This window comes from Pseudomonas sp. PvP009 (genome assembly GCF_017832995.1).
In the GTDB taxonomy this organism is placed as follows: Bacteria; Pseudomonadota; Gammaproteobacteria; order Pseudomonadales; family Pseudomonadaceae; genus Aquipseudomonas; species Aquipseudomonas syringae.
Genome location: NZ_JAFIBG010000001.1, coordinates 3,180,855 through 3,195,427, shown reverse-complemented (window position 1 = coordinate 3,195,427; position 14,573 = coordinate 3,180,855). Strand labels below are relative to the sequence as shown.

The window sequence follows — 14,573 nt, the reverse complement described above, 5'->3', positions numbered from 1 at the left end:
ATTTGCGTTGATAATGCCGTCTGTCAGCAAGCCAAGCTCTGTACGTAAAGTGACTGCACTCGCCGAATTTTCGTGAACAGCCTAAGGGCTGAATACCTGCCGTGGTGAGTTTTAGGCCACGTCTGATGTCGATTCCCCCCTACGCTGTGGGGAGCTGTGATTTTTTGAAGCGAAACGATTGCGTTGTCAGGCCAGCAACTCCGTCCCTAACTGAAACGCCACCCACAACGCCAACCCGGTCGCAAAGGTCAGCGCGATGTTTTCGAACCAGTTGTTGCGGTATTCCTTGCTCAACAGTGACTTCTGATTGGACATGATCAGCAGCCCCAGCGAGATGACGGGCAACCCGATGATATTCAGCGCGTTGACGCCCAGCGTCAGGGTCACGAAGTCCGGCATGCCGGGCAGCGACCAGATCAGCGGGGTGACCAGAATGAACAGCATGAACCAGCGGTGCATCGGGTCGTGGTGGAACACTTTGCCGTAGCGTTCGCGGCGCTTGGGCTGGATATGCTGGAAGGCATCGGTGATCAGCATCGGAAAGGCTGTGGTCTTGCCGGAAATACTGGCGAACAGCGTGGCGAACACGCCAATGAAGAAGATGTACCAGCCCAGCGGGCCGAAGAAGATTTCCAGTGCCTTGCCCAGGTCCGCCAGGGTGTTGACCTGAATACCGTTGGGCCGCAGGATTTCGACGCCCACCACCCAGATGGCCAGGTTGATGATGATGCCGACGATCACCGCGAACAGCAGATCGTTGCGCTGGATGCGCTTGTGCTCGGGGCCGGTCCAGCCTTTTTCACGCATCACGTAAGGGTGGACGAAGTTGGCGATCGACCCGGCCACGGCGCCGATCACCGAGACTGCCACCAGCAGCGCACCGTGCACGCCTTCATCAGGCGGAATACTGAAGCCGATGGTGCCCTTGATGATGCCGGTGACATCGGGTCCGGACATGATCGCCAGGGTCAGAAACGCCAGGGTCATGATGGCCAGCAGCACCTTCATCACGCCTTCGATCATTGCGTAGATATTGCGCCCCACCAACAGCCACACGGCAATCACCACTGCGACGGAGCAGAGCAGTGGCTGGTCGATGTGCAGCAGCATGGCAAGCGCCTCGCCAGCGCCTTTGATCATGTAGGCGTTGATCAAATGTCCCATGAGCAATGCGTAGCCAAGCATGAACCAGGCAAACAGCGGATGCAGCTGCGCGTAACCCTGAAGGATGGTCATACCCTGGTTATTGCAGAGCTGGAAGCGGGCGATGATGTTGACGATCAGAAACCTGAGCAACAGCGAAATCGCCAGTACCCACATCATGGCGTAGCCATAACTGGCGCCCGCAACCGATGAGGTGATCAGGTCGCCCGCGCCCAGCCAGGACAGCACGGCGATAATGCCGGGCCCCAATAACCTGGCTAGTTTCTTGAGGCGAGGTTCGGCTGCGGATGCAGCCGTTTCTTTGAGAGACGGGGTTTGCGGCATGCGGTGAATCTCCGTTTTTTATTGTAATGAGATGTCAGTCACTGCCGAACAAGATAAGACGTCGTACAACGTTGGTCGTGTTTGAAAGTGTAACTATGTGTGAGCCAGCTGCAACGCGGGCTAAGCTTGCGTCTGCCAATCTCGTTTTCCCTGGAGAGCCAATGACGTTTCCAATACTCGCCGCTGCCCAATTCTGCTCTACACGCGGCGATATCCAGCACAACCTCTCCGGGCATCTGGCGTTCATGCAACGGGCTGCTGAACTGGGTGCCAGTTACTTGCTGTTTCCCGAGTTGTCACTGACAGGCTACGAGCCGGAACTGGCTCTTGAGCTGGCTTTGCTTGCAGACGATGCGCGTCTGGCGCCGCTCGTGGCATTGGCGGTGAAATTGCAATTGACGACCACCGTTGGCGTGCCACTCAGGGGGCCGAGCGACAGTGTCCTGATCGGCGCATTGACCTTCACCGCCGCGGGCGATGTCATCGCCTACGCCAAGCAATACCTGCATCCCGGTGAAGACGCCGTATTCACTGCCGGCAATCAGGACTGCTTTCTGCTCGTTGATCAGCACCGAATCGGTCTGTGCGTATGTGCAGACTTCGCCCACGCCAAGCACGCGCAACGCATGGCGCAAGGCGGATCCTGGGTGTACGCAGCCAGTGTGCTGATCTCGCCGGGCGGCTATGAATACGATGCCGGATTGCTTTCGGGGCATGCCCGCCGTCACTCGCTGCCGGTATTGATGGCCAATCATGGTGGGCCGACTGGCGGATGGCAGTCGGCGGGGCGCAGTGGTCTGTGGGACGAGGCAGGGCGCTGGGTTGGCGGGATGGAAGGTGGAGGTGGCGGTCTGGTAGTCGCAACCCGCCAGCGCGAGGGCTGGCAGGTCAAGGCGGTTACGGTGGACTAAGGGTGGTCACGCGCCCACGGCATTGTCCGGTTTGAGCTCGGACTCATTATGCGAGCGCGAAAGGGTTTCCGGCACCGTCAGCCACAACAGGCAGAACGCTACCGCTGCCACACCGGCGAGGGTCAGAAATGCTGCGCTGTAACCTGCTGCATGCACGACAAAACCGGCCAGGCTGTTGCTCAGCGCTGCACCCAGCCCGAACAGCGTGGACAGCGCACCCAGACTCACGTTGAAACGCCCGCTGCCTTGAGTGAGGTCCTTGACCATCAATGGAAACAGGGCACCGAACAGGCCAGCGCCGATGCCGTCGAGCATCTGCACCGCCACCAGCCAATAGGGATCGTCGGAAAGGGTGTAAAGCACACCGCGAATCGGCAAGAACAGAAAGCCGGCCAGCAACAGCGGCTTACGCCCCCAGACATCTGCTTTCATGCCGACCAGCAGCGCGGCCGGCACCATCACCAGTTGGGCCGCGACAATGCACGCCGAGGTCAGCGGTGTGGCCATCTGCATATTGATTTGTGACAGCTTCTGGCTAACCAGCGGCAGCATTGCTGCGTTGGCCAGATGGAACAGCGCGCAGCAGATACCGAACATCAGCAGCGGCTTGTTGCTTAACAGCGCAGAAAGGCCTGACGGCTGGTGACCACTGACCTCGTGGCTGGCGTCGAAGCCCCGAGCCACGTCGTGATCGATCGCGTCTGCGGAAACGAAGCTGACCGCGACAATACTCGCCAGCGCCATGGCGGCCATCAGGTAAAACACCGCGATAGGACCGAAGAGGTAGGCGAAGCCGCCAGCCAGAAGGGCTGCGCAGGCATTACCAGCGTGGTTGAAGGTTTCGTTGCGCCCGGTACGGCGGGTAAACGCTTTGGGCCCGGTGATGCCCAGCGAAATGGCCGCGATGGCCGGTGCAAATACCGAGGCCGCAATGCTGCTCAACGCCTGGGTCAGGGCGACCACTGAAAAAGACGAAGTAAAGGGCAGAATCAGGCAGCTCAGCGTCACCAACAAGGCCGCCACACCGATCATGGCGCGCTTGTAGGGCGTTCGGTCGATCAGCGCCCCGGCAGGTGTCTGGGTCAGCAGCCCGGCAATGCCGGCAATGGTCATCACCACGCCGATGCTGGCCGGGTCCCATTTGTGCACCGCCAGCAGATAGATCGCCAGATACGGGCCCAGGCCATCGCGCACATCGGCAAGGAAGAAATTCAGGCTATCCAGTGAAAGGGTGTTGCGGCGATCTGCAAGACTGACCAAGAGTGAGGTTCCTGTAATTCGTCCGACTCCAGGCAACCGAGTCACGGGTAATACTGACCCGGGCCGTTTTAAAGAAGTTTCCGCACCCAAGATGAAATTTAGGCTTCAAATGCTCTTTTTCTGCAGGCTTTTCAGCCTCTGGGTTGCGCGTTGCACGGCTGCCATCTTTTCAGGCCGTTTCATACGCTTCCACTTGCGAATATCGTCCTTGGTACGCCCGCAGCTCACGCACAGATCACCGCTGAGCTGGCACACGGAAATGCACGGGTTTTCGATGTCCTTGGCCATGCTCAACCTCGTCTGGCGTATTTGCGTTTGATGCGCTGCTGCCAATCGCCTGCATTCTCGCGCAGGCACTGCTCTTCGCAGTCGACATGCACATGCGCCGCTGCATTCGACAGGCTGACCTGAGCATCGTCAAGTGCCTCTACCGTGAGACCGATCATGCGCTTGTCCAACCTGCGCTCCAGCGCAGCGTTCTTGTCGGCCAGCGTATCGAACACCCACACCACCCGCAGGCTGGCCGGGAACGCCGCGTAATCGACTTCATGAGTCAGCCAGCAGAAACCGGGCATCTCGGCCTTGGCGGTCTCGCAGGCGTGTGTCAGTGCGCTCACCAGACGCCGATCTGTCTGGGCCTGTTCGCGTTTGCTGGATGGCATGGTGGACCTTGGGTCGTTGAAAAGGAGTGGCGCAAGATACCTTATCGCGAGTATGTGTCGAAGCATGAGATACGGTATATCTGCAGGCGAAGTCTGATCGCACACGGCCATTATTCAAGCCGTCCAGCGGTATCTTGTAGGATGACGTGCGGCCGCAAGACGCGCGCCTTTCCGACAATAAAGATAATGGATGCTCATCATGGACTTCTCATCGCCAGGCAATACACCTGATCACAGCCGCAGGGGCTTTCTTAAACAGTCACTGGCCGTTTCGGCGACCGTGGCCGCCATTGGCGCATTGCCGCGTCTTTCCAGCGCTCAGCCGCTGACCCAACGCTACCCCGACCCTTTGGTCCGTGTGCTGGATGACAGCTTTACCCACATACGAATCTTCAATGCCAGCGTCGAGAAGCTGGCCAGCGGCATGCGCTGGGCCGAAGGGCCGGTGTGGATCGGTGACGGGCGCTACTTGCTGGTCAGCGACATTGCCAACAATCGCATCATGCGTTGGGATGAGGTGACGGGTGAGCTGTCGGTGTACCGCGAGCACTCGAACTTTTCCAATGGCATGTGTCGCGACCGTCAGGGAAGGCTGCTGGTTTGTGAGGGCTCTAGCACGACCAATGAGGGGCGGCGGGTGACACGTACCGAGTACAACGGGCGTATCACCGTGCTGGCCGACAGCTTTGAGGGCAAACCTTTCAATTCGCCCAACGATATCGTTTGCAAACGTGATGGGTCTATCTGGTTCACCGATCCCACCTTCCAGGCCGAAAGCAACTACGAAGGTCAAAAGGTCAAGCAGGAGCAACCCTTCGGCGTCTATCGCATAGACCCCTCGAACGGCAAGGTCTCCAGAGTGATTGATGATCTGGCAGGTCCGAACGGCCTGTGCTTTTCGCCGGACGAGAAAACCTTGTACGTTGTTGAAGGACGCGCCAAACCCCACGGCCTGATCTGGGCGATAGCGGTCAACGAAGACGGCACGCTGGGCGAGCGGCGCAAGCTTATCGAAGGCCTGGACTACGCGGCCATCGACGGCATCAAGTGCGACGAGGGCGGCAACCTGTGGTGCGGCTGGGGCGGTAACGGTGATCCCAAGGCGGATATGGAGAAACTCGACGGCGTGCGAGTGTTCAACCCTCAAGGCAAGGCCATCGGTCATATCAGTCTGCCCGAACGCTGCGCCAATATCTGTTTCGGCGGGCGAGAGGGTAATCGGCTGTTCATGGCCAGCAGCCATTCGCTTTATTCAGTGTTCGTGAACGCGCGCGGTGCTACGTTTGCCTGACGGCGCGTGACCCGATGACGGCGCATGACACGACGCGTCGTCAATCGGGTCGAACCCCTTGGGCCGTGCCCGGTCTGTTCCTGTAATTACTTTCAGGGATAGTTATTTATGTCGGCGCAACGCGGCCTGGTTCTACTTGCACGAGGCGGTTATGCCGCCCGTGGTGTTGTTTATCTGATTATCGGTCTGTTCGCGGTACTGGCGGCGCAGGGCTCCTCGCAGCCGGCCGACAGCCACAGCAGTCTTGAAGCGCTGTTGAGCCAGCCTTTCGGCGGCGTTCTGGTCGGGGTGGTGATCGTCGGTCTGTTGGCGTTCGCAGCATGGCGAGTCCTGCAGGCTACCCGGGACGTTGACCATCATGGCCGCGAACTCAAAGGGCTGGTGATTCGCGGCGGTCTGTTGGTGGGCGGCTTTACGTACGGCGCACTGGCGTTCTTTGCCTTGGGCCTGCTGGTCAGTGGGCTGAAGAGCTCCGGAGGCTCATCGGATGGCGGGCAGGCCAAGGACCTGCTGGCAGCCATTTTGTCCTGGGATCATTCCAATCTGCTGGTCTACGTGGTCGCCCTGGTGCCCCTGGGGCTGGGTATTGTGCACATCATCAAAGGCTACAAGGCGTCCTTCGAGAAGTATTTCGAGGCCGATGAGGACGTCATGAAGTACGTGCGTCCGGTATCGCGCTTCGGCCTGATCGCCCGCGGCGTGGCGTTCATCGAAATCGCCGTATTACTGGCGGTCAGCGGCTCCAGTTATCAGGCCATGCACCCGCCGGGCATGAAAGATGCGCTCAACGGTTTGCAGGATCTGCCCGCAGGCGGCCTGGTATTGCTGATCGTGGCACTTGGGCTGATTGCGTTTTCGGTGTACAGCTTTGCTCAGGCGGCCTGGCGCCGGATCAATATGGACGTGCCTGATGCGCCGGAGGCCGTGGCGCGTCATTTCCGCTGAACACCCGCATTTGGCGGAGGACTGCGTGACGTCTCAGGTCAGGCAGTCCGTTTCAGGGGTGCCTGCCAGTAAAAATAATGTGATCTACGTCTCAAGTCGCCCTTGGCGCGGCCGACATTCTCTTTAGCGCTGCGATCATTTTCCGGACTGACGTTCTCCACGCGGGCCCGGATCAGATTCAGCGCAATAAAAATAAAAGAGGATAGCCATGACCATTCTTCAGCGAGTGATCGGTGGATTTGCTGTGCTGGTGGTACTGCTGCTCGCCATGGCAGGTATCAGCTATCAAAGCACTCATTCCATAAGCGATCGGATCAGCGTCATCACAGGGCAATCCGCACCCTTGAGCAGGGCGGCGAGCGAGCTATACGTGCATGTGCTGCGCGCCAACCAGGCACTGCTCGGGGTTCTGGTCAGCACTGATCCCAAACAGATCGACGATGGCAAGCAGCCGTTCAACGAGAGCATGACCCGGTTCAATCAGTTGCTGGACAGCACGCCTGCCTATATTGGCGATCATGCTGAACTGCGCGACAACCTGAACCAGCAACGCCAACTGAGTGCTGCTTATGCCGAGCAGGCGCAGACGCTGATTGCCAGCCATCGACAGCACGTTCTGCAGGCACTTCAGAGCCGAGTGTTGCAGGGCTACAGCAGCAGTCAGGGCGCGCAACTGACCGGTTATCTTCGTGACTATATTGCCCGCGAGCGCAACGCCGGTTCCGCCGAGACGGTGGCAGCGGGGGAAAAGCTGCTACTGGAGGTCGGCAAATCCTACGATGGTCTGGCTGCCCATGCCGCCACACCGAATATTCAGACCTTGCAGCGCGTACTCAACTTGCAGGATGAGGTGATCAGTACCCGCACACGGGAGCTCATCGCAGCCGACCCGCGCGCTGGCCGGATTGCCGCAGTGATGGTCAACCGCCTGCTTAACGATCTGACTGGCAGCGACGGCGTTTATCAGGCCTACAGGCAGGAAGCGGCACTCGCCGAGCAGGTCGACAAGCAGCGCCAGGCAGCGGAAACCCGTCTTCAAGCAACGCTGGGCAAGATCGGCGAGTTCGGCAATCAGTCAGTGGCGGTGGCCAACGAGGCCAAGGCCGGGGCGGATTCGACGATTGCCACCAGCCTTAGCCTGTTGCTGATCGCCTGCCTGCTGGCCGTCATGGCGGCAGCAATCATCGGCACATGGGTCGCCTTCAGCCTTCGTCGCCCTCTGGCTGCGTTTCGCGAGGTTTTGAAGACGCTCACCAGTGGCGACATGCGGGTACGTTTCGACGTCAGCCGCCGCGATGAGTTTGGTGAGTTGGGTGGTTATCTCAATGAATTCACCCAGTCGTTGCAACAGACGTTTCGTCAGCTGATCGGGTCGGCCGACAACCTGGCGCTGACCGCCAGCCAGAACGCGCAGATCAGTGAGCAGACGACCCGCGTGGTGGACGAGCAGAAGGATCGGCTCAACTCTGCCGCGTCAGCCATGAATGAAATGGAAAGCACGGTCGAGGAAGTCGCCCGTCGGGCTCAGGACACACGCGGCGCGGTGGACAGCACCAGTGAGCTGACCGGAAAGGTGCAAAAGCGTGTTGCTGAAACCATCGTCAACATTCGCCAGCAGGCTGAACAGGTCAACAAGGCGTCTGCGGTGACCGACGAGTTGCAGAAATACGGGCAGAACATCGACGGCATCGTCGACGCCATTCGCACCATTGCCGAACAGACCAACCTGCTGGCGCTCAACGCCGCCATCGAAGCGGCGCGGGCTGGCGAGCAGGGCAGGGGCTTTGCGGTGGTGGCCGATGAGGTGCGCTCACTGGCCAGTCGCACTCAGACCTCCACCAGCGAAATCCAGGAAATGATCGGCCAGATGCAGAGCAAGATCCATTCGGCGGTAGAGGTGATGAACGAAAGCCAGATCCAGTCCGACCATTGCGTGACACTGGCTTCCGGCGCTGATCAATTGCTGGTGGAAATGGGCGAGGCGGTGGATGTGATTCGCGACATGAACATTCAGATCGCTGCGGCCACCGAACAGCAAAGCGCGACGGTGCAGGAGACCAGTCGCATGGTCACGCACATCAACGATTCCGCCCAGCAGGCCGCCGACGGTGCCGAGCAATCGGCAATCAGCAGTCAGGACCTGTCGAAAATGGCCAGGGATCAGCGCGAGCTGCTTCATCATTTCAGCGTTTAACGCCCCGGGAGTCAGAACATGAAACAGTGGTTATCGATTTCCCTGAGTGCGAGCCTGCTTTTCGCTGGCCTGGCGCAGGCTGCCACGCCGCTGATCGGTGTAGGCATGGCCAAATACAATGACAACTTCCAGACCATCCTGCGCCACGGCGTGGAGAAACAGGTAGCCCTGCTGGACGCCGATATTTTCATGGAAAACGGCCAGGACGACGTGGAGCTGCAGATGCGGCAGTTTCGCAATCTGGTGAACTCGAAAGTCGATGCCATCGTCGTCGCAATGGTGAGTGGCAAAAGTGCGCCGGAAATGATGCGTCTGGCCAACGAGGCCAAGGTTCCGCTGGTATTCGTCAATCGCAATCCGGAGCCTGCCAAGTGGCCTGCGCTGACGGCGTTCGTCGGCTCTGACGAACTGGAATCCGGCACATTGCAGATGGAAGAGCTGGCCCGCCGCGCCAATTACAAGGGCAATGTGGTGATTCTGGTCGGCGACCCGAGCAACAAATCATCGGTCATGCGCACCGAGGACGTGGAGAAGGTGGTCGCCAAGTACCCGGACATGAAGGTCGTGCAGAAGAAAATCGGCAACTGGGAGCGCAGTCAGGCTGCGACCATCGTGATTGAATGGGTCAAGCAGGGCGTGGACTTCTCCATCATCGCTGCCAACAATGACGAAATGGCCATTGGGGCAATCATGGGGCTGGAAAAAACCGGCAAAAAGGCGGGTGATTATCTGGTGGGCGGGATCGATGGCACCCCGGACGGTTTGAAGCTGATGGCCGAAGGAAAGATGGCGGTGAGCGTGTTTCAGGATGCGCTCGGGCAGGCCGACGGCGCAGTGGATGCCGCGATGCGCATGGCGCGCGGCGAAAGCCTGGCGTCCCCGGTCATCTGGGTGCCGTTCAAGCTCATTACTCCGGAAAATCGTCAGCAGTTCGAGTAGTGCGCAGGTTGCAAACGTGTGGCGCCGGGCGTCACACGTTTGTGTCCTTGCTGCACACTCGGGATCGAACGTGGAGCAGGGCGCGCTTATCGGAAAGTCAGACCCGGATATCCTGCGGTCCGCGGATCTGGGCTTCGATGCGTGTGCCGGTCAGGCGCTCTTCGTTGGAGAACCCGTCGTAACTGGACAGGTCGCCAAAGCGGATACCGGTGAGTTGCTCGATCTGCGCGACGCTGCGTTGCCAGGTTTTGAGCGGGCCGAACATGATGTCCAGCTTACCCAGCTCGCGGGTCTGGTCGATCATGTAGGCGCTGGCCGAAGGCTTGCCGTCATCACCGAGAAAGGCCACGACCTTCCAGAATGCCGAAGGGATTTTGACATTGCGGTAGCTGCGGTCGTCGTCGCGCAGCACCGGGCCGGTGAACACCGTTACCCGTGATTTCCAGCGTCGTGTGTTGTCGAGAATGTAGTCCTCGAGTTCCAGCCAGGTCTTCTGGTTGAACGCACCCATCTGCGGCGAGCAGTTGGTGAAGTGGAAGGTGTCACTGTTGGCAACTTCGGCTTCCTTGCCCCAGTTAGGGTCCTGCCGTCGAACCAGATGGCCGCGATCCAGCAGGTTGTCGGCGTACACACTTTCGCCAATCTGCGCCTCGGCGGGCAGGCGGCCGTCGAATGCCCAGGAGTCCTTGCTGCGCTTGACCTCTACGCTATTGGCACCATCAATGTTGACGCCGACATACAGTGCCAGACGCCGACTGCGCGACATGGTGATGGAAAAGTGCGTGTAATCGAGGCGATCCCCGGTGTTCTTCAACGGATAGACATCAGGCGCCAGTTCCTCGTCGACAGTCGGCCAGGGCACGATGAAATCACCGAGGAAGTTCTCGGCATAGCCGGTGCGCTTTTTCAAGTCGCTTGCTGGTGTGGTGCGTCCTGCGGCCAGCGCCTGTGGTTCGAGTAAGGGTGCAGTCGACGTCAGTGGTTTGAGGTCGGCAAGGCGGGGCCGGTAGGCGAGATCGATGGCGAACTTCTTGTCAGGCACAGTGCTTGCTCCTGTGGGGATTGAATGTCGTTAGTTCACCATAGACGCGTTACAGAGCGGCGTCAGGCCGGACGGTCAAGGTTATTGTCTGCCGATTCGGCAACATCCGCTAAATAGGCCTAAGTATCTGGCAACGTGCGTCGATAAGCTGTTGATAAGAGCAATCCGCAGCTCGCGTTATTTCATTGACCGGAGGGGCTACAGGATGTCGATAAAACTACGTCTGTTCTTGCTGATAGGCACCAGTGTACTGACCGTCATGATCATCAGCCTGGTCAACTACCTGGGTAATACGCGCATGGAGGCGGCGATGCTCGACAGTGAAGTCAGCATGGCTGCGCTGGGCAATCACCTGCAAGCCGACATGATGCACGACGCGCTGCGCGCCGATGTGCTGTCAGCGATGCTGTTCGGCCTTGGCAGGAGCAACAGTTCGCGTGATGAAGTGCAGGTGTCGCTCAATGAGCATGCCGCACTGTTTCGCAAGGTCGTGAGCGATAACCTGCAACTGCCGCTCACCGATGCCATCAAGGCAGAACTCAGCAGGATCAAGCCTAGCCTCGACGCCTATATCAGTGCAGGCGAGCGGATTGTCGGGCTGGCCATCGACAGCCCGGACCGCGCGCAGCAAGAGCTGGGTACATTTTCCAGCGCTTTCACGCAACTGGAGGGGCAGATGTCGAGCTTGAGTGACCTGATCGAGTACAATTCCAAAGCCAGCGGCGAGCGCACTCGTCAGGCGATTAGCAGTGCCAATGTGACCTTGGCGGTCGTGCTTTCGATCAGTATTTTGCTGCTGCTGATCCAGGGGCATTGGGTGACGCGCAGCATCATGATCCCGCTCGCGTCCGCCAGCCGTATTGCCGACGGTATTGCCCATGGCAACCTGCGCGAACCCATCGCCGAGTCAGGTGGCCGTGACGAAGCCAGCATGCTGATTCGCAGCCTGGCGATCATGCAGCGTGACCTGCGCAGCATGATCGAAGTGGTGCGCAGCAATGCCAACGACGTCAGTGGCATGAGCCGTCAGCTCAGCAGTGGTTGCCATGAGGTGGCCGACAGCAGCCGGCAGCAGAGTTCGGCAGCCGGCACCATGTCGGCGGCGACCAGCGAGATGACCGCAAGCATTGAAGAAATCACCCGGCATGCCGGGCAGGCCCTGGAAATGGCCAGTCAGGCCGAATCCCTGGCCAAGAACGGCGGCCGGGTGATTCATCAGGTGGTCAGTGACATGGACAGCATTGCCCGCTCGGCGCAGCAGTCGGCTCAGGTGATCCGCACGCTGGACAAGGATTCGGAAGGAATCTTCAATATTATTCAGGTCATCAAGGGCATTGCCGACCAGACCAACCTGCTGGCACTCAACGCGGCCATCGAAGCCGCCCGCGCTGGCGAGCAGGGCCGTGGGTTTGCCGTGGTAGCCGACGAAGTGCGCAGCCTGGCGGGGCGCACCAGTGCGTCCACTCAGGAAATCACCACCATGGTTGCGCGCATTCAGCAGAGCACCCGTGAGGCGGTCACCAGCATGGAAGCCGGTGTGGCTCAGGTCGACAAGGGCATGGCGGTCACCGCCGAAGTGGAACGTGCGATCAGCGATATCCTGGATGCCACGTTGAGCACCACACAATTGGTCAACGACATCACCCGCACCATTGGTGAGCAAAGCCTGGCGAGTAATGAAATCGCTCATCAGGTAGAAATGATTGCCAGCATGTCCGAGGGCAATAGCCGGGTCATCGGCCAGACCGCCAGTACGACTGACGAACTGTCGGTAATGGCCGGGCAGCTTTCACAATCGGTCGATCGCTTTCAGCTGTGATATCAAATTGCCCAGCTCTGCAGTACTCTGCGGCGCGAAAAGCACCGTGAGCTGCGTGGTCGAAGTTTTTCCGCCTCCGCTGAAGGCGAACGCATTAAAGCTTTGGTAGCGACAGACGTTAACCATCGCACCGGAATCACCCTTGTACCCAGGAGCAGCAAAATGCAGACGTTAAAGGCTTTGTACGAGTCAGTTGAAAAGCAGTTTTTCAACACGCTGACCAAGAAGCTATCAAGCCTTTTCCTGCTGGTCCTGGTCAGCGCCTTGCTGTATTGGGTGGCGTTGAACATTCGTTCCGACATCATGCTGCAATTGCGCGGCACGCAAACGGACCCTGCCGCGCTTGGCGTGATCCAGAGTCAGCTTGATCTGCTGAGCAATGCGATTCTGTTGAGCACGCTGTTCACGCTTGTCATGGTCAGCTTCATGGTCTGGTATTTCCGCCACCTGATCGTGCGTCCTGTGATGTCCATGACCCGCGCGCTCGAAGAGGTCGCCAGCGGTGAGGGTGATCTGTCGAAGGATCTGCCGTTGCTCACTCATGATGAAATTCGCGGGCTGGCCAGTACCTGCAATCTCTTTCTGGCCAAACAGCGCGAGATCATCAGCAGCATTCAAGGGCTGACTGTACAGATCGCCGTCGAGTCGGCGCGTTCGCTGAAGAACATCAGTGATTCCAGCGACAGCGCAACCGATCAGGCACGCTTCGCCAGAGAAGTGATGGACCAGAGCAACATGGCAGTGGGCAGCATCGAGGACGTCTCGCAACAGACCCAGGGCATTTCCAGCACCACCGCGCAGAACCTGAGCATGGCGCGCGATTCTTATGCCGAATTGCTGGAAGTGACCGGAAACATCAGCCAGATATCCAGCAGCCTCAATGAGTTCGGTGGACTGGTCTCCGGCTTGAATGAGCGTTCATCAAGCATCAAGTCGATAGTCGGTCTTATTCAGCAGATTTCTTCGCAAACCAACCTGCTGGCGCTCAATGCGGCCATCGAAGCGGCGCGGGCGGGGGAGAGTGGTCGAGGTTTCGCGGTGGTGGCTGACGAGGTGCGCACGCTGGCGCAAAACGTCAGTAAAGCCACTGATGATATCTCTCGCAACATCGACGCCATGCTTCAGGAAGTCAGCTCCACACACGAACAGACCATCCAGATCAGCCACAGCGCCCGCGAAACCCAGCTGGTGGTAGAGCGTGCGTCCGGCCATTTCGAAAGCATGATCGGCGATTTCGAGTCGACCAACGACAAGCTCGCCGACATCGCTGCTCATATTCAGCAGTTTGCCTCTACAAACACGGGGATCAATGAACGGGTAACGCGGATCTATTCCGATAGCCAGGCCATCGACCAGCGCATGCAGCACTCCGCTACGGCCACCCGGGATCTGTCCAGTGTGGCCGAGCAGGTGCAGGCGCTGCTTGGGCGATTTGTGCTTGGGCATGGCGAACTGGATGCGGCGATCACTCGCGCTAGCCAGTGCCGTGACATTCTGCAAGCACGCCTGGTCGAGCTGCATAAACAGGGCGTCAATCTGTTCGATCAGAGTTACAAGCTGATTCCGGGCACAGACCCCAAACAATACACCACCGGTTACACCGAGCGTTTTGCGCAAATCTGCCAGGAAGAATGCGACAAGCTGACCAAGGGCACGCGCGGCGGCAAGGTTACATTCATCGTCGACAGCAAGGGCTATTGCCCGGTCAATAACAGCTGGGTATCGCAAAAACCTACCGGCAATCGTGAAGTCGATCTGCCGGTGTGCCGCAACAAACGTATGTTCTCCGACCCGATTGGTCTGCGCGCCGCAGGCAACAAGCAGCGTTTTCTGTTGCAGACTTACCTGCGCGATACCGGCGAGATCATGACCGAAATCGATGTGCCGTTCTTCTTCGAGGGGCGCCACTGGGGCAACTTGCGGATGGGCTTCGACGCAGCGCTGCTATTGGGTAAATAAGCGAGGGCGCGACGTGCGCGCCCGGTGTTCGATGCTGACCCACAGTGACATCGCTCAATGTGT

The 14,573-nt window shown here is 59.0% G+C and carries 12 protein-coding genes; 7 read left to right on the top strand and 5 right to left on the bottom strand.

Features of this window, described 5'->3' with window-relative positions:
• Nucleotides 1–186: 186 nt before the first annotated feature.
• Entirely contained in the window at nt 187–1,488 is a 1,302-nt protein-coding gene (locus JOE29_RS13605) for an Nramp family divalent metal transporter (protein ID WP_044311504.1), read from the bottom strand.
• A 161-nt stretch (nt 1,489–1,649) separates the two neighbouring features.
• On the opposite strand from JOE29_RS13605, the gene JOE29_RS13600 reads away from it, so the two are divergent.
• A complete protein-coding gene (locus tag JOE29_RS13600) occupies nt 1,650–2,399 on the top strand; it encodes a carbon-nitrogen hydrolase family protein (protein WP_210079608.1) in 750 nt (249 codons plus the stop codon).
• A 6-nt stretch (nt 2,400–2,405) separates the two neighbouring features.
• Here the strand turns inward: JOE29_RS13600 and JOE29_RS13595 are convergent, their stop codons facing one another.
• The 3 genes from JOE29_RS13595 to JOE29_RS13585 form a co-directional block, all read right to left on the bottom strand.
• Nucleotides 2,406–3,659 (bottom strand): MFS transporter, encoded by a 1,254-nt coding sequence (locus JOE29_RS13595; RefSeq protein WP_210079607.1) that lies wholly within the window; start codon nt 3,657–3,659, stop codon nt 2,406–2,408.
• A 105-nt stretch (nt 3,660–3,764) separates the two neighbouring features.
• On the bottom strand, nt 3,765–3,947 hold the full coding sequence (locus tag JOE29_RS13590) for a DUF1289 domain-containing protein (protein ID WP_003315517.1): 183 nt from the start codon (nt 3,945–3,947) through the stop codon (nt 3,765–3,767).
• A 2-nt stretch (nt 3,948–3,949) separates the two neighbouring features.
• The gene (locus JOE29_RS13585; protein ID WP_210079606.1) at nt 3,950–4,321 is read right to left on the bottom strand and encodes a hypothetical protein; all 372 of its coding nucleotides are present in this window, start codon (nt 4,319–4,321) and stop codon (nt 3,950–3,952) included.
• 199 nt (nt 4,322–4,520) lie between these two features.
• On the opposite strand from JOE29_RS13585, the gene JOE29_RS13580 reads away from it, so the two are divergent.
• The 4 genes from JOE29_RS13580 to JOE29_RS13565 all read left to right on the top strand — a co-directional run bounded on the left by JOE29_RS13580 (nt 4,521) and on the right by JOE29_RS13565 (nt 9,690).
• Nucleotides 4,521–5,612 carry an SMP-30/gluconolactonase/LRE family protein gene (locus JOE29_RS13580; protein WP_210079605.1) on the top strand — a complete coding sequence of 364 codons (1,092 nt, stop codon included), beginning with the start codon at nt 4,521–4,523 and terminating at the stop codon, nt 5,610–5,612.
• A gap of 108 nt (nt 5,613–5,720) precedes the next feature.
• Nucleotides 5,721–6,557, top strand: a complete 837-nt coding sequence (locus JOE29_RS13575) for a DUF1206 domain-containing protein (protein ID WP_016567949.1) — start codon at nt 5,721–5,723, stop codon at nt 6,555–6,557.
• A 208-nt stretch (nt 6,558–6,765) separates the two neighbouring features.
• Nucleotides 6,766–8,751 (top strand): methyl-accepting chemotaxis protein, encoded by a 1,986-nt coding sequence (locus JOE29_RS13570; RefSeq protein ID WP_046719550.1) that lies wholly within the window; start codon nt 6,766–6,768, stop codon nt 8,749–8,751.
• 18 nt (nt 8,752–8,769) lie between these two features.
• Nucleotides 8,770–9,690 carry a substrate-binding domain-containing protein gene (locus JOE29_RS13565; protein ID WP_004410739.1) on the top strand — a complete coding sequence of 307 codons (921 nt, stop codon included), beginning with the start codon at nt 8,770–8,772 and terminating at the stop codon, nt 9,688–9,690.
• A gap of 97 nt (nt 9,691–9,787) precedes the next feature.
• Here JOE29_RS13565 and JOE29_RS13560 read toward each other — a convergent pair whose 3' ends face one another.
• Nucleotides 9,788–10,732: a DNA/RNA non-specific endonuclease gene (locus JOE29_RS13560; protein ID WP_210079604.1), complete on the bottom strand. Its 945-nt coding sequence runs from the start codon at nt 10,730–10,732 to the stop codon at nt 9,788–9,790.
• 205 nt (nt 10,733–10,937) lie between these two features.
• Between JOE29_RS13560 and JOE29_RS13555 the strand changes: the two genes are divergently transcribed.
• Together JOE29_RS13555 and JOE29_RS13550 are read left to right on the top strand one after the other, a co-directional pair.
• Nucleotides 10,938–12,551 carry a methyl-accepting chemotaxis protein gene (locus JOE29_RS13555; protein WP_210079603.1) on the top strand — a complete coding sequence of 538 codons (1,614 nt, stop codon included), beginning with the start codon at nt 10,938–10,940 and terminating at the stop codon, nt 12,549–12,551.
• A 162-nt stretch (nt 12,552–12,713) separates the two neighbouring features.
• Nucleotides 12,714–14,510 carry a methyl-accepting chemotaxis protein gene (locus JOE29_RS13550; protein ID WP_010410346.1) on the top strand — a complete coding sequence of 599 codons (1,797 nt, stop codon included), beginning with the start codon at nt 12,714–12,716 and terminating at the stop codon, nt 14,508–14,510.
• The last annotated feature ends 63 nt before the right edge of the window (nt 14,511–14,573 follow it).